Below are 16,250 nucleotides of genomic sequence, written 5' to 3'. Positions count from 1 at the left end.
AGCGCCGCCAAATCGTGCGGTCCGATGACGGCGTCCGAGAGGGCGGCCCCGGCGCCAGTCGCATGCTCAGCCGCACCAAGGCCCGGAGCAGGTGGCACAGGATACGACGGTGTTCCTCAGGTCCCTCGTTTGAGGCCCGTTCCCCCTGCCGGGCAGGCCACCTTGATCCAGCCCAGCATCACGTCGTTGACCGGCTGGGAGATCGGGAGTCTAATCGGAAGAAGATGGCGCTGCTCGCGCCGACTTACTCATTTTCGGGGTTGATTATGGCCGCTGGAGCAGAAGTTCGGGAGGGTCGGCTGGAGGTTCCCGGCGGCGGTGTCTGGTACCGCGTCGTCGGTGACGGCCAGGCCACACCGCTGGTCATTGTTCACGGCGGCCCAGGTGCCACCCATGACTATCTTGAACCGTTGGAGGCCCTGGCCGATGAGCGGCCAGTGGTTTTCTACGATCAGCTCGGTGCGGGAAAATCGGATGCGCCCGACGATATCGAAATGTGGAACAACGAACGCCTGGTTGACGAGCTGGGCAGGATCCTTGACGGCCTCGCGTTGGGCCCCGTCCACCTCCTCGGCCAGTCCTGGGGGACGATCATCGCAACCGAGTATGCCCTCCGGACGCCGAAAAGGCTGGCGAGTCTGGTCCTGGCGAATCCGTGCCTGAGCCTGCCCCGCTACGCCGCCGGTGCAGCGGCGCTGCGCGCTGCCCTGCCCGCGGACGTCCGCACTGTGCTGGACCGGCACGAGGCGGCAGGCACTACGGACTCCGATGAATACCAGGCAGCTGCGATGGAGTTCTACCGTCGGCACGTCTGCCGGCTGGACCCGTGGCCGGATTCTTTGATGCGGACTTTTGACCAGCTGAACCAGGCTATCTATGAGCGGATGCAGGGGCCCAACGAGTTCCAGATCACAGGCATCCACAAGGACTATGACGTGACCGGTCGCCTGGGCGAACTCACCGTTCCCGCACTGTTCCTGTGCGGCCGTCACGATGAGATGCGGCCGGAGGACACGGCATGGTACCACAGCCTGGTGCCGGGATCGGAGCTGGTCATCTTCGAGGAGAGCAGCCATGTTCCTCACCTTGAGGAACCTGACCGCTTCCAGCAGGTGCTGCGCGATTTCCTGCTCCGGGCGGAACATGCGCCCACGGAAACGCCTCAAGCCGGTGGCCGCTGATACCGTCCAAGCGAAAGGTATCGGCGGCATCCTTCAATCAAAATGACCAGGGGCTGTTCCGTGCAAGCTCCCGATCTGCTTACTTATCGCACCCGATTCCGTCGCGGTCTCTGTCGAGGTGCGTCCCATATCCCGGTGTACCGGCATAGATGGGCGCCGCACCTGCTGCGCGTGCCGCCGTGCAGTTCGCGTAGTACACGGCTGCAGGTGCCTGGGCTGCCGGGGCTGGTGCCGGTGCTACTGGTGCTGGCTTTGCGGCCTGCTGGGCAGCCTGCTGTGCCGCTGCCTCGGCTGCTTTCTGGGCCGCCACCTGCGCGGCTGCCTGATCTGCCGCAGCTTTCTCAGCCGCAGCCTTGTCCGCCACCACCTTTACTGCAGCGGCCGCCTCTGCTGCCACCTTGTCGGCGGCGGCCTTATCCGCCGCGGCCTTTTCCGCCGCAACTTTCTCAAGGTTCTTGACGCCGAGGTGAACGGTGGAGCCCTTTGCCGCCTGTGCGCCGTCCGTGGGGTCTTGGGACGTCACCTCCCAGTTCTTCTCTATGATGATCGACTTGCCGTCGACCGTATCCACAGCCTCGACCTTGAACCCGAGATCTTCCAGTTGATCCGTGGCTTTGTCCAGGGTCAGGCTCAGCAACCCTGGAACAGTGACAGTCTCAACCGCCACTGCGTCAGCGCTTGAAATTGCTGAAGCCTGCTTGCCACTGCATCCCGTCAGCATCAGGCCGGTCAGCACAATTAATGTCAGTGTCTTCTTCATTTTTCCCCCTTGGAAAATTTTGAAACGGTGGAGTGATTGGCGTGGCTAGCTAGCTCTCGCAGGCCACGCCGTCGGAGTCGCGATCCAACGCCGCGCGGTAGCCGGCCTGCCCGGCATAAATCGGTGCGGCGCCTGCGGCCTTGGCCGCCGTGCAGTTGGCGTAGTAAGTGGCGGCCGGAGCTGCAGGAGCCGGAACAACGGGCGCGGGGGCAACCGGGGCAGGGGCGGGTGCCGCAGCCGCCGGGGCAGGAGCGGGAGCCACCGGAGCAGCTGCCACCACCGGTGCAGGCTCAGGTCCGGGCGCCTGCGTAGCGGCGACTGGTGCCTGCTGGTTTGTTGGTGCGAGCTGGCCGGAGCAGTCGGCCAGAATCCTGGCCATCGCGTCGTGCTCTGCCTGGGTGACCCACAGGCTGTACGTTGCCTTCACCGAAATCTGCCGCGCCACGTATTCGCACCGGAAGCTCTTGTTCGGCGGCAACCAAGTGGCGGCGTCGCCGTCGCCCTTTTTCATGTTGGTGGGACCGTCCGTGGACTGGAGGTTCAGAGAGTCATTGGCGAAGGCTGTCCGCTGCTCCGTGGTCAGCTGCTGCGCGCCCTTCTGCCAGGCGTCGCTGAGGGCAACAACATGGTCGATCTGGACGGCGCTGCTGGTGGCACTCCCCCGCAGGAAGCTGATGGTGGTACCGGTGTAGGGGTCCGCCAGAGTGCCGGACTGCACCTTGCAGGGCACGCTGTTGGTGTAAGTGATACCCGTGAGGTCGCGCTTGAGGGTGTCATTCCGTGTGTCGCAGCCGTTACGGTCTACGTCCGCCCATGCCTGGCCGAAGAGCGCACGGTCATAACCCGTCTTCGGTGCCCGGCCCTTGATGGGAAGGGTTGCCAGCACGTCGATCGCCTTGGTAGCAAAGGCGGGCTGCGTCTTCGGAGCCGTGACGTCGTTCGCCACGAGGCTTGGGGTCTCAGGATCAAGCGGGGCGCCCGTCGCCTGCGCGGTTGGAACGGACGACGGCGTCGGCGTCGCTTTTGCAGATGCGCTCGCTGTGGCGGTTCCCGGCGAGGCATTCCAGTCCGAGGAGGCTGCCTGAAGGTCCTCCGCGTTGGTCTGCGGCAACGCGACGGCGCCGCCGATGAAGAGAGCGGAGGAGACCGCAAGGGCTATGGCCCCTGACCTCCGCTTCGCCGGGAGCCACGCCCAGGAACGGCGCCCGGTCACCAGAATGTAGAGGCCGGTAAGTGCACCGGAGATGGCCAGGAATACCAGCGCGCCCCCAACCCCGCCGCTGAACGCCCCGATGATCACGAAGAGCGCAGTAATACCTCCGACAATGAACGTGGAAGCGCGCGGCTTTCGTGGTGGTCTTGGCCCGGGACCAGCTGCTGCCGGAGCCCAGACCACTCCATTGTTCGACATTATTTCCCCCAAATAATAAAGGCCCGACAATTAGCCGGGCTTTTACCCTGTCGACAGCTTGCGTCACTGAAGACCCTATTTCTCCGGCGGATGCGAACCTTGGATACTGCGCGGATCCTCTTACAACCTTGATTGAGCCTTGAGCTGATCTTGAGCCGTTCGTCGATCGGGGAATTCGAGGCTTAATAATGGAAATAGGTGCTAAGGGATGACGTAATTTGCTGTTTTCCCATATTTACGGCGGTCGTCCTTTCACCCAACGTTTCCTGGCGCAGGCCACCATCACCGAGCGCTATCGCCTATCGTCTATCCGGACCGAGTGCAGTACGGTGGCCGTACGAATAGCGTGGTGCTGGGCACCGTATTCCGGCCGCCAACTCTCCAAAATTGCGATCCAGAGAAGCGAACTCATGAAATCTGCAACCCTTCCCCGCTCCCGTCAAAGCCCCCGCACCCGCTGGCTCGTACCTGCCGCCCTGATCCTCCTCAGCCTCGTCCCGGTCATCGCCGGGGCCGTGCGCCTTACCGAGCTCTCGGGAGGTCAGATCACGCCGGATAACGCGCGGTTCTTCGATTCGCCAGTCCCCGTGCTGATCCATATCCCCACCGTCACGGTGTATCTGGTGCTGGGGGCGTTTCAGTTCGTTCCCTCGCTTCGACGGGGCACGCGCGGCAGGGCCAGCTGGCACAAAATCGCGGGACGCATTCTTGCCCCCACCGGCCTGCTCGCCGCCCTGTCGGGTTTGTGGATGGCAGTTTTCTACGATCTCCCGCCCCTGGACGGGCCGCTTCTACTTGTCCTTCGGCTGGCCTTCGGGTCCGCCATGGTGGCGTTCATTGTCCTGGGATTCATCGCCGTGCGGCGCCGGAACTACGTCCGGCACAGCGAATGGATGTCGCGGGCGTACGCCATCGGCATCGCCCAGGGAACCATTGTTGTGGTGACCATTCCATGGATTCTCCTGGTGGGACCGGTTGACGAACTGACCCGGGCACTTCTGATTGGCGCATCATGGGTACTCAGCCTGGCGGTGGCCGAATACTTCATCCACCGGCGCGCCCAAGTACCAACGCGAGCGGCGCTCCCAAGCCGTGCGCCGTCGTCGTAATTCCCGACGGCGGCCGCTGGCCAGGTGCCTAACGTTTAGTAAGTGCACCTACGGATTCGGATCTAAAATTAATCATGGACACGATCCCGGCGGTTTTCCTCGTTATGGGGGCAGCGTTCGCCTGGCTGGGCGTGACGCTAGTGGTTATCCTCCGGACTCGGCGCCGTAGGAGTGGAACGAGGCCGGTGCATCCGGCGCATCCCACTGACCAGGTTCGCCTTCGTAACGGCATCCGCTGGCGCCGCCTCCGCCGGATCGCGGACCAGAACACCGGAACTCCGTCGAGACGACGCGGCCTGAGAGTCAGGAAGGTCCGCCACTAAGGCCTGGTGGTTGAGCCTGTCGAAACCGCGGTTTCGACAGGCTCAACCACCGAAACCGTCAGGACACGCGGCGGAATTCCCCTGGCCGGAGCTGGACAAGGATGGGCAGCACCAGCTGGATATGGGTGTCGCCGATGGGCTTGTCGAGCAGCTCGTTGATGGAGGTCTGCCCTTCCAACTCGCTGTGCTGGTTTTTGCCCATGTATCGAGCTTATGTGCGCCACGGCGGGAGTGAATCCTAAGACACGCGTGAGCTATGGCCTCTTGTCTGCGGCAGTGCCAGTATGTGGAGAATCAGATTCGCTGCAGGCGCCCCATAACCGGGCAGTAAGGACGCGCGGTCATGACCTACGTCAACAGTTTGGCCGATATGGGAGCAGCCGACATCGCCATGGCCGGCGGCAAGGCCGTGGGCCTGGGCGGCCTCTTTCAGGCCGGGCTGCCGGTCCCCCCGGGCTTTGTGCTGAGCACCGCAGCGTATTCGCATTTTGTGGAAGCCAACCACCTTGAGGCACGCATCCAGGAACTGGCCAATCTGTCCCCGACGGCGGCGCCCCAGGACTACGCGGACGCCTCGGAGCGGATCCAAAATCTGTTCACGGCCGGCACCATGCCTGCGGACATCGCAGCGGAACTCGGCGCCGCCTACGGGCGGCTCAGTGACGCGCGTCTCGACGACGGCGGGGAAACGGCCGTCGCCGTGCGCTCCTCCGCCACGGCCGAGGACCTCGCCGTAGCCAGCTTCGCCGGGCAACAGGAAACCTACCTGAATGTCCGCGGGGCCGAGGCATTGAACGCGGCCGTGATCGAATGCTGGGCCTCCCTGTGGACGGCGCGCGCCATGGCCTACCGCGCCCGCGAAGGCATCGGACCGGACTCGGTGCGCCTCGCCGTCGTGGTCCAGCGGATGGTCGAGGCCGAGGCCGCCGGGGTGATGTTCACCGCCAACCCGGCCAACGGGCGCCGCGACCAGATCGCCATCAGCGCCGCGTGGGGCCTGGGCGAATCCGTGGTCAGCGGAACAGTCACCACGGATGACGTGACGGTCGACGCCGGGACGGGCGCCGTGCTGTCGCGGCGGACAGCTGACAAGGAAGTCATGACTGTCTACGCGGAGAACGGCACGCGGGAGCAGCCGGTGGCGGCAGCCCGCCGTCGTGCGCCCGTACTGGACGACCGGGCCGCAGCCGAGCTCGCCGGCTACGGAACGCGGAGTGCGGATCATTTCGGGGCACCGCAGGACATTGAGTGGGCGCGGACCGGCGACGGGTTCTTCATCCTGCAGTCCCGCCCCATCACGGCGCTGCCCGAACCGGCGGCCGACACCCCGGACACGTGGCCCGTGCCATATCCGAAGGGGATGTACTTCCGGGCGAGCATCGTGGAACAGCTGCCGGACCCGCTCTCGCCGCTGTTCGCCGACCTGATTGACGGCTCGGTGTCCCGCTCGTTGCGGGCCTTGATGAACGAGGCCGTGGGCACGAACGTTATCCGCGAGGACGACGTGGGGCTGCCCACCATCAACGGCTACGCCTATTACTACTACCGCACGTCGGGGATGTGGCGGGTGATGGGCAAGGCGCTGAAGGCGGTACGCGCGCTGGCCCGCGGCCAGGCGCACATGGGGGTGGCCGGCTGGCGCGAATTCTCGCATCCCCGCTACGAACGCGTGATCAAGGACTGGTCCGCGAAGCCCGTTGCGGAGCTCTCCGGTGCGGAACTGCTCGAGGGTGTTCAGGCGCTGCTGGACGCCGGCACCGTGTACTACACAGCCGTGCAGTCAGTCATTCCGCTCGCCGCAACCAGCGAAATCTCCTTCGGGGCGTATTACGACAAGTTCGTCCGGCGCGAGGGGGATCCCCCCGCCCTGACGTTCATCCTCGGCTACGACAGCGAACCCATCCGGGCGGAGAAGTCGCTGTTTGATCTCGCAGCCTGGGCCCGCGGCGTCCCCGGGCTCGCTTCTGCGATCCTGCATGAACCGACGACGGCGTTGGCCGAGTCCCAGCGCACGGGATTCCCGCCTGCCGGGTTCAGTGAGCCGTTGTGGCAGTTGTGGCGTCTTCGCTTCCAGGACCACCTCGGCCGGTTCGGCCACGCGGTGTACAACCTGGACTTCGCCAGCCCGGTGCCGGCCGACGATCCGTCAGCGCTGCTGGACACGGTGAAGTTCTACCTGCGCGGGCAGGGCACTGACCCGCACGAGCGGCAGCGGCTGTCGGCCGACCGCAGGGAGATCGCCACCAGCCGGATCTTCACCCGGCTCGGGCCGCGCCGCCGGGCCGCGTTCCTCCGGCTGCTCCGCTGGGCACAGAACACCGCCCCGATCCGCGAGGACGCGCTGGCCGACGTCGGGCTGGCGTGGCCGCTGCTGCGGCGGATGCTGCTCGAACTCGGGCAGCGGCTGGTGGACTCCGCGGTCATCGCCGAGCCCGCCGACGTGTTCTGGCTGCGGCACCAGGAGCTGCGCAGCGCCGTCGAGTTCGGCCTGGCCGCGCCGGGCGCACCGGGGACCCCGGGCGCACCGGGCGCACCGGCGGCCGTGGCCATTACCGGGGCCGACCGGCCCGTCCGCGCCGCCGCCGTCGAGGAGCGCAAGATGCTGTGGCGGGGCCAAGTGAAGGCCGCTGCCCCGCAAATGCTCCCGGAGAGCCGGTGGATGGAAAAGGCCTTCGGGTCCATGATGCCTGCAGGCTCGCAGCACCAACTCGGCGACATCATCAAGGGCACGGGCGCGAGCTCGGGCCGGGTCACCGCCCCGGCTCGCGTCCTGCGGGGGCCGCAGGATTTCGCCCTGATGGAGCCCGGAGAGGTCCTGGTGGCTCGCATCACCACTCCCGCCTGGACCTCGCTGTTCGCGATGGCCTCCGCCGTGGTGACCGATGTGGGCGGACCGTTGAGCCACGGCTCCATCGTGGCCCGGGAGTACGGAATCCCGGCCGTGCTCGGCACCGGAGTGGCCACCCAGCGGCTCACCAGCGGCCAGCAGATCCGCGTGGATGGCGACGCCGGCACCGTCACGATCGAGCATCCGAGCCCTACGCAGGAGCCGTGACCGGGTGGCATGATGGGCGCATGAGCCGAGTCACATGCGACCTGACCATCTCCCTCGACGGCTTCGTCGCCGGCCCGCACCAAAGCCCGGCGGAGCCGCTGGGCGAGAACGGCGAGCTCCTGCACCGGTGGATGTTCGAGGAACCCGAGGCCAACGCGGCCGCGATCGAAGGCATCCTCGCTTCCGGCGCCTACATCATGGGACGGAACATGTTCGCAGGTCCCGGGGCGTGGGATGAGAACTGGCGGGGATGGTGGGGTGAGGAGCCGCCCTATCACGCACCGGTGTTCGTGCTCACCCATCAGCCACGCGAGCCCCTGCAGATGCAGGGCGGCACCACGTTCAACTTCGTGACCGACGGGATCGAATCGGCGCTGGCCCAGGCGCGGGACGCGGCCGGCAGCAAGGACGTGGCCATTGCCGGCGGAGCGCAGACCGCCCAGCAATACCTCTCGGCGGGGCTGATCGACGAGCTGCGGCTCCACACCGCGCCCATCCTCCTCGGGGCGGGCGAACGGCTGCTCGACGGCGTCGCGAACCTCAAGCTGGAGCCGACGGAAGTAAGCGGTACGAGCCTCGTGACGCACGCGCGGTATCGAGTGATCCGATAGACAGAGCGTCCTCCCGCAGCTGGCTTAGCCCAGGACGGCCCACCCCCGCGGCGGCACCAGGACGGCGTTCGCACCGACATCGAAGGTGGCCTGTCCGGCGACGACGGAAGTGGCGCCGGCGGCGCTGATCCGCTGGGTGTCGGGCGAGAGGTTCAGTGCGACCACGAGCGCATCGGCGTCAACCGCGATGCGGTATGCAAGCACCTCGTTGGAGAGCTGGAGGATGTCCGTGGTCGCACGGTGCAGCCATGGGTTCCGTCTCCGCACCCCGATGAGCTCCTGGTGCACGGCGAAGATGGGTCTTCCCACGGCCGAGAGCTGGTCGGGGGAGGACGGGAAGAGGGGCCTCACGTCGTCGTCGCCCCCTGCCCTGTCCTCCTTGACGCCCCGGTAGCCTTGCTCGTCGCCGTAGTAGATGGACGGCGTTCCGCCGACCGTGAGCAGGACAACGACGGCGTGCGGCACGAGTGCGGCATCGGTGAGCTTGCTCGCGATGCGGGTGACGTCGTGGTTGCCGATGAAGGTGAGCGGTGCGTAAGAGCCCAGGAGCGCGTTGTGTCGCTCGAGTGCGGCTGCGAGTTCGAAGAAGTTCGCGTCATTGAGCGAACTCCAGACAGCCTTCCAGAGCTCGTATTGCGTGGCGGAATCGAGTCCGCCGGACCGGACCTCCGCCGCATAGTCGCCGTGGATGTACTCGCCTACGAAGTACGCGTCCGGATGGGATGACCGGACGCGCGCGGTGACCGGAGCCCAGAACGACGACGGGACGGCATAGGCGGCGTCGAGTCGCCAGCCGTCCGCACCCCGGCGCAGCCAGTGCTCCATGACCTCTACGACGAAATCGGCGACGGCCGGCTCGTCATGGTTGAGCGCCACGAGGTGGTGGTGGCCCTCGAAGTCGCGGTACTCGGGTTCGACGCCGGGAGCGGCACCGTCGGGCCACTCCAGCGAGAACCAGGAGGCGGTGTCCGCCTCCGGCCCGCGCGCGAGGACATTTTGGAACGGCGCAAAGGAGCGCCCGGTGTGGTTGAAGACGCCGTCGAGCAGTATGCGCAGTCCGCGACGGTTTGCCTCTGCCACCAGGGTGTCGAAGTCCTGCTCGGATCCGAGCCTGGGATCGATTCGGAAGTAATCCGTGGTGTCGTACCCGTGCGTCTCCGACGCGAAGATGGGGCCGAGGGCCAGTCCCGACGCCCCGAGTTCCACCGCGTAGTCGAGCCACGGGACAAGGTCCAGCAACCGGTGGTCAGCGGCGGGATCCGGCGTGGCGGTCTTCTCCGCGCCGACAAAGCCGAGGGGATAGACCTGCCACCAGATGGCGTGCTGGACCCAGCCAGGTTCGTTCATGGCGCTGATACCCTTCCTTCCGTCCGTTCCTGGCCGCCCGGGAAAGCGGCAGGTCAGCCCGGGCGGGCCGGCGTCCCGTCCAGCCTATATCGGCCAGGACGTGCCGCCCGGTGGACACCAAGGATGCTGCGACCGTCTTTCTGGAGCGGCTGAGCAGCCAGGTGTGGGATAACCCGGAAGTGATAGGGCAACTGATGTCGGCGCCGCCGTCAGCCAGGCTTCTGGAGGAGGTGGCCCGCGAGGGTCAGGCCGCGGGCTGACCGCAACGGAGGGCCTGATCGGCTGGACTCACATTAGTGAAAGGGAAGCTCTGTGCCCTGTTGGAAAGGCAACACTCCTTGTGCGGGGGTCATGGTGAACCAGTCGCCGCCCTGCATGGTCGCAAAAATGATGACTCTCTGATTGGGATCGAGCGGATCGCCGTCCGGGTAGGACTCTCCTCCAGTGCATGTCGGGGGCATGGAGGAGATGCGCAGGTTCCCATCTCCGGGATCACCTTTGAGTACCTGCTCGACTTCCACAAGGTGGGTCGTGGCCTGGTGACCGTAAATCCTGGTCTCACCGGCCCGGCTTACAGGCTTTCCGATGAGCACCACGCCAGCATTGTCGTATTGGCCTTGAGGGGTCTCAAACCGGACCCAGTCAACGCACGCGAAGGGGCCGGCGCTTGGAACGAGGCTGCTGGTAGAACCAAGGATTGAGCCGGTGGGCGTTGGGGAGTTGTTGGAGGCAGCGGAGCTGGTGGAGTCCGGCGTGGGTTCCGCAGCTCCCGGTCCGCCCGCCATCTTGTCGCCGCATGACGTCAGCACCATGGTGAGAAGCAGGTAGGGAACTATGCATTGCCAGAACCGAATGCGCGTCATTATGCTCCCGTCGTCAGGGCCGCTCAACGCACACGGTTGATCCACCCATGCTGCCCTTCGTCAGGCGTTGGCTTTCCGCTTATTAGTCCCATAGCGGCATCCTACGCTCCCGGCGGATCCGGCCGTCTAGGACGCGGGCTCGTTCAGATGTGCATCCCGGACGTCAGATGGTGTTGCGCCCTGAATGACCCAGCGGTTGCCATCCGGGTCAGCAAAGTACGCAAACTGCACTCCGCCCATGTCCTGTATTTCGCTGACATCGGCGCCCCGGCGGACGAGCTCGGATCGGACCGCGCCAATGTCGGGCACCACAAGCTGCAGGCCCTCGAGGCTGCCCGGCGTCATGCTCGTCATTCCTGTACCAATGACTATCGAGGCAGCCGAACCCGGCGGCGTCAGCTGCACGACCCGCATTCCAGGGATGTGCTCCACGTCGTGGTCAAGGACAAAGCCCAGCTTCTCGGTATAGAACGACTTCGATTGGTCGACATCGGCCACAGGTACTTGCACAACTTCAAGGCGCATCTCCATGCGCCTCACAGTACCGCCACTGGATGTGCCGTGCGCTGCGAACACTCAATATTTTGCTTCGACCAGGGATACCGACAAATGATCACCATGCGTATTACTGACTGGCGTTAGGCCTCAGACCAGGCTCGGCTGGCTCGAGTGATGCATTCGGCAAGGAAGCGCGTGTACTTCGAGTCGATCACACATAGGCAGGCGGAACATAGTAAGTTGCCTTATGATTTTAGGTGACAGTGCCGCAGCGCACCGGGAGGAACGGATATGGTGGCGGAATCGCCCAGGTCCATCAGGACTGAAGTGCTCGGCGGACGTTACCGGCTGGGCGAGGTGATCGGTCGCGGCGGCATGTCGTCCGTGTACTGCGCTCGGGACGAAAACCTGGGCCGGGACGTGGCGTTGAAGCTCTTCGCACCCCAGGCTCCCGACGCAGACGCGTTGAAACGACAAGAAGCTGAAATTACGCTGCTGGCGACGCTGAACCACCCCAGCCTCGTGACCCTGTTCGATGTCGGCGTCGACGAACGCGTCCCGGAGGAGCCCCGGCCGTTCCTGACGATGGAACTGGTGGAGGGCCAGGATCTGCGCAGCCGGATCAGGCACAGCCAAGTCCCCTTGGACGAACTCGCCGTCATAGGAGCCGGCATCGCGGACGCACTGGCCTATGTCCACGGCCTTGGCATCCTCCACCGCGATATCAAGCCGGGCAACATCCTCTTGGTACAGACCCGGCCCGGTGAGCCACTGCGGGCCAAGGTGGCCGACTTCGGCATCGCACGAATCGCCGACGCAACCCGCCTGACCGCAACCGGAGCAATGGTGGGCACCGCGGCGTACCTCAGCCCAGAACAGGCCATGGGCTCCCCGCTCACCCCTGCCACAGACATCTATTCGCTGGGGCTGGTCCTGCTCGAATGCATCAAGCAGTCGATGGAATACCCCGGCAGCGCTGTGGAATCCGCCGTGGCCAGGCTGCACCGCGCGCCCAGAATTCCCGCGGAGCTCCCTGCCGAGTGGGCCGACCTGATCCGCTCCATGACGGCAATCGAGCCGCTGGAACGCCCTGCAGCTGCGGACATCGAGACGGCGCTGCGGCAGGCCCTTGTCTCACCGACTTCCACTCCCGGCGAACTTGTCCCGGAAACCACGCGTGTGCTGCCGGCCATGCCGTTCAGGACGCCGTCCGTCACAGCAGAATCACCCTCCCCTGATCTGCGGGCATGGCCGGCGCCTGGTGCCGATCAGCCCAGCAGCCCCCGGCGAACGCGCCGGCGGAGGCCGGCCCGTGCGGGACAGAAAATGCGACTCCCGGTGCTGGCCATCCTGATCGTTGTTGCGCTGGCAGGCGGGGCCGCGGCACTGACAGCGGGCCAGGCGCCAGAGTCCACTTCCGACGTCGTGCCCTACCCTGCGGTAAGCGGGACGCTGGGTGACCACCTTCAGGAACTTCAGAAGAGTGTGGAGCCATGACCCCGTTTCGGTCCAAGAACCAAAGCGCCGGAGCACGGGGAGCCGGCCTTGCCGCCGCACTTGCGCTGACGGCCTCCCTCGCCGGCTGCGGCCCGGCCGCCACCGGCCTGCAGCGCGACACGGCCTCCCATCTCCAGGAAGTCGTGCTCGGCGTGAGCCAGGCTGCGGCCGCCAACGATCACACGGCCGCGCTCACGGCACTGGAGAGTCTGGAAGCGGACGTGGCATCTGCGGCCGGCAGCGGCCAGGTTTCCGAGGAACGGCGCCGGCGCATCATGGCCGGCATCACCGCCGTCAGGTCCGACCTCAATGCCGCCGCAGAAGCCGCCGTGGCAGCGAAAGCCGCCGAAGAAGCCGCGGCTGCCGCCGAGAAGACCAAGGCCGACGCGGAAGCCGCCGCGCAGGCCGCCGAGGAAAACACTGCGCCCGTGGTACCGGCACCTGTACAGGCACCTGTACAGGCACCGGAAGAGGGAAAAGGAGCCGAGGGCAAAGGCAAAAACAAGAACGGCTGACCGGGGAAGGGCACCAGGCCGGCCCGGGATCACCGTGCGGATCGTTCCAGGGACGAAGAGCTGGACTACGATCGAGTGATGCCTGTTCTTATCGCTCCGGACGTCAGCTATCACGCCTCCTGGCTGGAAGGGTCCGCGGAATTTGACGGCGCCAACCGGGACGGCGGAGGCCCGGCGGACTGGTCCTTGGCAGAACTCAACGATGCCCAGACGTTCCGCCGCTTTGTCGATGCCCTTGTCAAGGATGCCCTGCCGGAGAGCCCACGCAAGCCGGAGCACGTGCCCTGCACGTACTTATGGATTGTGGAGGGTGACACGTTCCTTGGCTCGCTGGCCATCAGGCACGAGCTGAACGAATTCCTCCTCAACGAGGGCGGGCACATCGGCTACAGCGTGAGGCCCTCTGCCAGGCGTCGCGGCCACGCAGCTGCCGCTTTGGCCGACGCCCTGCCGATGGCAAGGGAACTGGGAATCCCCCGGGTTCTTCTCACCTGCGATGAGAACAACGCCGGCTCCCGGGCGACCATCGAAAAGAACGGCGGTGTCTGCGAGGATACGCGCAACGGCAAGCGACGCTACTGGATCAATACCGTCTGACCGGTTGAAGTCATGCTGCAGTCCGGCACCGGGCATCTTCCATTAGAGTTTTGTCGCTGGCCAAGCATCCAAGGCCACGTCCACCACGTCATGGAGCGTTGAGCGCTGGACTCCCGTTTCGGCCGAGGCGGATAGCCCGAGCCAAATCGCCATGACGAATTCGGTGAGCAGCTGGGCGTTGCAATCTGGCGGCAAGTCCCCCGCCATGGCCGACAATTCAATTCGGGTCTGCAGGACAGTGGCGTTGGCTCGCTGCTGTCGAGCTACTTCGGCGCGCACATCCTGTGTTCCGGAGCCTCCGGACATTGCGGCGCTCGTGGTCAAACAACCTCCGGGCTGGACCGCTGATCATTATCCCCGGGGTCATGAGCGACGCTGAGGCCTGGGGTACCGTCGCGAGCCTCATGGGCACTGACCGAGAAGTCCACGTCATTAATCGACGCGGCCGGCAGCCAAGCAGCAATCTTCCGGATGATTATTCATTTCTGACCGAGGTTGAAGACCTGAAAGCGGTCTTTGAGAACGTGGCCCAGCCTGCCCATGTCTTTGGCTGGAGCCTGGGCGGCCTGATCGCAATCCACGCTTTGGCAACGGGAGCCGACGCGTTGTCGCTGGCGCTGTACGAACCTGTGATGTCGCCGTTTGGACGGGAACAACTGGGAGCCCTGCGTGCAGCACGCACCTGGGACGATTTTGACACCATGGTTGAAATCGTCAACCGGGACATCTCGGGTTATAGCCAAGGACATGTCGACGCACTTCGCCAGAACCGGAAGTCCTGGACCCGATTGTGCCTGCTTGCTTTGCTCTTGGCGGATGAAATCCAAGCGCTGAGCGCGTTCGTCCCGACTTGGAAAAGTACCTCACAATTCAGACGCGTGTAACCGTGATTCATGGGACCAAAAGTGGCTCTGTCTATGAAGCGCCACGCGTGAGAATCGTCAGGTGCCTACCGCACGCCAAGGTCTTGGCACTTCGAGATCAGGACCACCTGGTGCATGTTGCCGCTCCGGACATTCTCGTCGAAGCAATCCGCAACTCGATGGCCGATTGAGAATAATCCGCACCATGCGGATCTCGCGCACGCCGTCCTCCACATTCACGGTCCCGTCCGCCACGAACCCGTGCTTGCGGTAGAACGCCTGCGCCCGAGGATTCGGAAGGCCACCCAGAGCGCTGCCGAATCTCTACTGGCGCCCAACTGGAAGGTCCCTAAGCTGCTTGGGATGCGGTGCCCGTGCGGGCTTTCCGGCGCGAGCCGTAATTGGCCGCCTTGATGCGGTTGCCGCATTCCTCCATGCCGCACCAGGTTCTGGTTCCGCTCCGTGAGCGGTCGATGAACACGCGCGTGCAATTTGCGCGCCCGCATTCCTAGAGCCTGGCCCGGTCTTCGCTGGTGAGCAGTTCGGCGGCTGCAACCGCGATGCTCGCCGCGAGACTGGTGGCGCCCCCGGTCCTGACGAGCGCGCCATGCTCAAGACGGAACTGAGGCGCCCTGGCTTCGATTTTCATATTTAGGTCCTCAGTTGGTGGCCAGTGTCGCGTCGAGCTCGTCGTCGTTTTCTGAGAGTTGCCGGCATAGCGTCCAACGAGTCCTTCTCCGGAGGAACAAAACCTTCACCGACCCGCGCCGCTGCGCCGCGATCGTGACCGGCTGACCTTCAACGGCGCCATCATCCAAACCGGCACTGACTCCTACCGCCTCGCCCATACCATCGCCCAACCAACCGTGGTGTAGCCATGCGGTCTTGGTTAAAGACGCCCCACGGTCTGAACCGAACTAAGCATCTCGCGCTGTGGAAGGCTTGAAGTAGCAGGTGAGCATCCCCACTGTTCAAGTTCTCGTGGATTTTCCACCATCCGGCTGCCCCCAGAGAATGTGTGTCATATCCGGTAGAACAAATTTCACGGTCGCCCGTCACCCCTTGACTGCATGAACGTGCCACTGAGTTGGATTCTCTGCCGGAAGCACGGTGAGACAGGCGCCAGGGAAGTTTGTCGCTCTCAGAGGCGAACACTTCACCCCGCTGTCCAAAGTCTGGGTTATCTGAGCTTTCGCCGATTCAGGAGAACAAGCGCAAGACCTCCCAATTCGATTGACAGATTTGTCAATTACAATTCATGTTTTGTGATATGTTATCCGCATCACGCTAAATTGATAGTGTGATCTCACAAAGGAAGGATTGAGGTCTTATGCTCAATGTTGCACTTCGAGGTATTGCCGAAGGTCGGTTGGACCGGAGCTCTGTTGACATCCAGCTTCGGGACGGACTAACGGTCGCCGATGTTCTGGGAGAGGTCAGCGCGCTGGATCCGGAACTCAAGCGCGCGATCAGTGATGAAGGCTCACAGCCGCGTCAGATGTTCCGCGTCCTGGTCAACGGTGCAGTAGCTGGTCCGGAGCAGGTGCTCTCTGAGACTGACCGAGTAATGGTCGGTAGCCCCGTCCCCTGCGACGGTTAGCCATAAGAACACACTGGACG

The 16,250-nt window shown here is 64.7% G+C and carries 17 protein-coding genes and 2 pseudogenes; 11 read left to right on the top strand and 8 right to left on the bottom strand.

What is annotated here, in order from left to right; genetic code table 11:
* Positions 1 to 266 precede the first annotated feature (266 nt).
* A complete protein-coding gene (locus tag CXR02_RS13410; protein WP_104062536.1) occupies positions 267 to 1,181 on the top strand; it encodes a proline iminopeptidase-family hydrolase in 915 nt (304 codons plus the stop codon).
* Between the two features lie 79 nt (positions 1,182 to 1,260).
* On the opposite strand, the gene CXR02_RS13405 is transcribed toward CXR02_RS13410, so the two are convergent.
* Both CXR02_RS13405 and CXR02_RS13400 read right to left on the bottom strand, forming a co-directional pair.
* The gene (locus CXR02_RS13405) at positions 1,261 to 1,941 is read right to left on the bottom strand and encodes an excalibur calcium-binding domain-containing protein (protein ID WP_104062461.1); all 681 of its coding nucleotides are present in this window, start codon (positions 1,939 to 1,941) and stop codon (positions 1,261 to 1,263) included.
* A 49-nt stretch (positions 1,942 to 1,990) separates the two neighbouring features.
* A complete protein-coding gene (locus tag CXR02_RS13400; RefSeq protein WP_104062460.1) occupies positions 1,991 to 3,352 on the bottom strand; it encodes a DUF1524 domain-containing protein in 1,362 nt (453 codons plus the stop codon).
* A gap of 410 nt (positions 3,353 to 3,762) precedes the next feature.
* On the opposite strand from CXR02_RS13400, the gene CXR02_RS13395 reads away from it, so the two are divergent.
* Positions 3,763 to 4,461 (top strand): DUF2306 domain-containing protein, encoded by a 699-nt coding sequence (locus CXR02_RS13395; RefSeq protein WP_104062459.1) that lies wholly within the window; start codon positions 3,763 to 3,765, stop codon positions 4,459 to 4,461.
* A 381-nt stretch (positions 4,462 to 4,842) separates the two neighbouring features.
* Here the strand turns inward: CXR02_RS13395 and CXR02_RS22410 are convergent, their stop codons facing one another.
* Entirely contained in the window at positions 4,843 to 4,986 is a 144-nt protein-coding gene (locus CXR02_RS22410; protein ID WP_181037228.1) for a hypothetical protein, read from the bottom strand.
* A gap of 141 nt (positions 4,987 to 5,127) precedes the next feature.
* Here CXR02_RS22410 and CXR02_RS13390 point away from each other — a divergent pair, with 141 nt between their 5' ends.
* Complete coding sequence (locus CXR02_RS13390) at positions 5,128 to 7,839, top strand: PEP/pyruvate-binding domain-containing protein (RefSeq protein ID WP_104062458.1); 2,712 nt, start codon at positions 5,128 to 5,130, stop codon at positions 7,837 to 7,839.
* 20 nt (positions 7,840 to 7,859) lie between these two features.
* On the top strand, positions 7,860 to 8,450 hold the full coding sequence (locus CXR02_RS13385; protein ID WP_104062457.1) for a dihydrofolate reductase family protein: 591 nt from the start codon (positions 7,860 to 7,862) through the stop codon (positions 8,448 to 8,450).
* Positions 8,451 to 8,474: 24 nt separating this feature from the next.
* On the opposite strand, the gene CXR02_RS13380 is transcribed toward CXR02_RS13385, so the two are convergent.
* Positions 8,475 to 9,797: an alpha-amylase family glycosyl hydrolase gene (locus CXR02_RS13380; RefSeq protein ID WP_104062456.1), complete on the bottom strand. Its 1,323-nt coding sequence runs from the start codon at positions 9,795 to 9,797 to the stop codon at positions 8,475 to 8,477.
* A gap of 110 nt (positions 9,798 to 9,907) precedes the next feature.
* Here CXR02_RS13380 and CXR02_RS22405 point away from each other — a divergent pair, with 110 nt between their 5' ends.
* Entirely contained in the window at positions 9,908 to 10,057 is a 150-nt protein-coding gene (locus CXR02_RS22405; RefSeq protein WP_181037235.1) for a hypothetical protein, read from the top strand.
* A gap of 33 nt (positions 10,058 to 10,090) precedes the next feature.
* Here the strand turns inward: CXR02_RS22405 and CXR02_RS22165 are convergent, their stop codons facing one another.
* Positions 10,091 to 10,393, bottom strand: coding sequence for a hypothetical protein (locus CXR02_RS22165; RefSeq protein WP_146072544.1), 303 nt, complete (start codon positions 10,391 to 10,393; stop codon positions 10,091 to 10,093).
* 393 nt (positions 10,394 to 10,786) lie between these two features.
* Positions 10,787 to 11,191: a VOC family protein gene (locus CXR02_RS13370; protein ID WP_104062454.1), complete on the bottom strand. Its 405-nt coding sequence runs from the start codon at positions 11,189 to 11,191 to the stop codon at positions 10,787 to 10,789.
* Between the two features lie 258 nt (positions 11,192 to 11,449).
* On the opposite strand from CXR02_RS13370, the gene CXR02_RS13365 reads away from it, so the two are divergent.
* The 4 genes from CXR02_RS13365 (at position 11,450) to CXR02_RS13345 (ending at position 14,651) form a co-directional block, all read left to right on the top strand.
* Positions 11,450 to 12,655 (top strand): serine/threonine-protein kinase, encoded by a 1,206-nt coding sequence (locus CXR02_RS13365; RefSeq protein WP_104062453.1) that lies wholly within the window; start codon positions 11,450 to 11,452, stop codon positions 12,653 to 12,655.
* A complete protein-coding gene (locus CXR02_RS13360; protein ID WP_104062452.1) occupies positions 12,652 to 13,170 on the top strand; it encodes a hypothetical protein in 519 nt (172 codons plus the stop codon). Before CXR02_RS13365 ends, CXR02_RS13360 begins: the two co-directional genes overlap by 4 nt.
* A 78-nt stretch (positions 13,171 to 13,248) precedes the next feature.
* Positions 13,249 to 13,767, top strand: a complete 519-nt coding sequence (locus CXR02_RS13355; protein ID WP_104062451.1) for a GNAT family N-acetyltransferase — start codon at positions 13,249 to 13,251, stop codon at positions 13,765 to 13,767.
* A gap of 284 nt (positions 13,768 to 14,051) precedes the next feature.
* On the top strand, positions 14,052 to 14,651 hold the full coding sequence (locus tag CXR02_RS13345; protein ID WP_258060956.1) for an alpha/beta fold hydrolase: 600 nt from the start codon (positions 14,052 to 14,054) through the stop codon (positions 14,649 to 14,651).
* 328 nt (positions 14,652 to 14,979) lie between these two features.
* On the opposite strand, the pseudogene CXR02_RS23270 reads toward CXR02_RS13345, so the two are convergent.
* Positions 14,980 to 15,126 (bottom strand): annotated as a pseudogene (locus CXR02_RS23270) (CGNR zinc finger domain-containing protein); the annotation flags it as partial.
* Between the two features lie 12 nt (positions 15,127 to 15,138).
* Entirely contained in the window at positions 15,139 to 15,279 is a 141-nt protein-coding gene (locus CXR02_RS22640; protein WP_219816431.1) for a hypothetical protein, read from the bottom strand.
* A 66-nt stretch (positions 15,280 to 15,345) separates the two neighbouring features.
* On the opposite strand from CXR02_RS22640, the pseudogene CXR02_RS22635 reads away from it, so the two are divergent.
* Positions 15,346 to 15,505: pseudogene (locus CXR02_RS22635) on the top strand (ATP-binding protein); the annotation flags it as partial.
* A gap of 455 nt (positions 15,506 to 15,960) precedes the next feature.
* Positions 15,961 to 16,230 carry a MoaD/ThiS family protein gene (locus CXR02_RS13325; RefSeq protein ID WP_104062448.1) on the top strand — a complete coding sequence of 90 codons (270 nt, stop codon included), beginning with the start codon at positions 15,961 to 15,963 and terminating at the stop codon, positions 16,228 to 16,230.
* Positions 16,231 to 16,250 lie beyond the last annotated feature (20 nt).

The sequence above is a fragment of the Arthrobacter sp. 4R501 genome (assembly GCF_002929755.1).
Taxonomy (GTDB): domain Bacteria; phylum Actinomycetota; class Actinomycetes; order Actinomycetales; family Micrococcaceae; genus Arthrobacter.
The sequence above is the reverse complement of the archived record's forward strand: the minus strand, read 5'-3'. Positions and strand labels throughout refer to the sequence as shown.

Excerpts from the sequence above, each read along its gene's own strand:
- CXR02_RS13405 (WP_104062461.1), bottom strand. The coding sequence starts at position 1,941 with ATGAAGAAGACACTGACATTAATTGTGCTGACCGGCCTGATGCTGACG.
- CXR02_RS22410 (WP_181037228.1), bottom strand. The coding sequence starts at position 4,986 with ATGGGCAAAAACCAGCACAGCGAGTTGGAAGGGCAGACCTCCATCAAC.
- CXR02_RS13360 (WP_104062452.1), top strand. The coding sequence starts at position 12,652 with ATGACCCCGTTTCGGTCCAAGAACCAAAGCGCCGGAGCACGGGGAGCC.
- CXR02_RS13325 (WP_104062448.1), top strand. The coding sequence starts at position 15,961 with ATGCTCAATGTTGCACTTCGAGGTATTGCCGAAGGTCGGTTGGACCGG.
- CXR02_RS13400 (WP_104062460.1), bottom strand. The coding sequence starts at position 3,352 with ATGTCGAACAATGGAGTGGTCTGGGCTCCGGCAGCAGCTGGTCCCGGG.
- CXR02_RS13385 (WP_104062457.1), top strand. The coding sequence starts at position 7,860 with ATGAGCCGAGTCACATGCGACCTGACCATCTCCCTCGACGGCTTCGTC.
- CXR02_RS13395 (WP_104062459.1), top strand. The coding sequence starts at position 3,763 with ATGAAATCTGCAACCCTTCCCCGCTCCCGTCAAAGCCCCCGCACCCGC.
- CXR02_RS22640 (WP_219816431.1), bottom strand. The coding sequence starts at position 15,279 with ATGAAAATCGAAGCCAGGGCGCCTCAGTTCCGTCTTGAGCATGGCGCG.
- CXR02_RS13410 (WP_104062536.1), top strand. The coding sequence starts at position 267 with ATGGCCGCTGGAGCAGAAGTTCGGGAGGGTCGGCTGGAGGTTCCCGGC.
- CXR02_RS13365 (WP_104062453.1), top strand. The coding sequence starts at position 11,450 with ATGGTGGCGGAATCGCCCAGGTCCATCAGGACTGAAGTGCTCGGCGGA.
- CXR02_RS13370 (WP_104062454.1), bottom strand. The coding sequence starts at position 11,191 with ATGGAGATGCGCCTTGAAGTTGTGCAAGTACCTGTGGCCGATGTCGAC.
- CXR02_RS13380 (WP_104062456.1), bottom strand. The coding sequence starts at position 9,797 with ATGAACGAACCTGGCTGGGTCCAGCACGCCATCTGGTGGCAGGTCTAT.
- CXR02_RS13355 (WP_104062451.1), top strand. The coding sequence starts at position 13,249 with ATGCCTGTTCTTATCGCTCCGGACGTCAGCTATCACGCCTCCTGGCTG.
- CXR02_RS13390 (WP_104062458.1), top strand. The coding sequence starts at position 5,128 with ATGACCTACGTCAACAGTTTGGCCGATATGGGAGCAGCCGACATCGCC.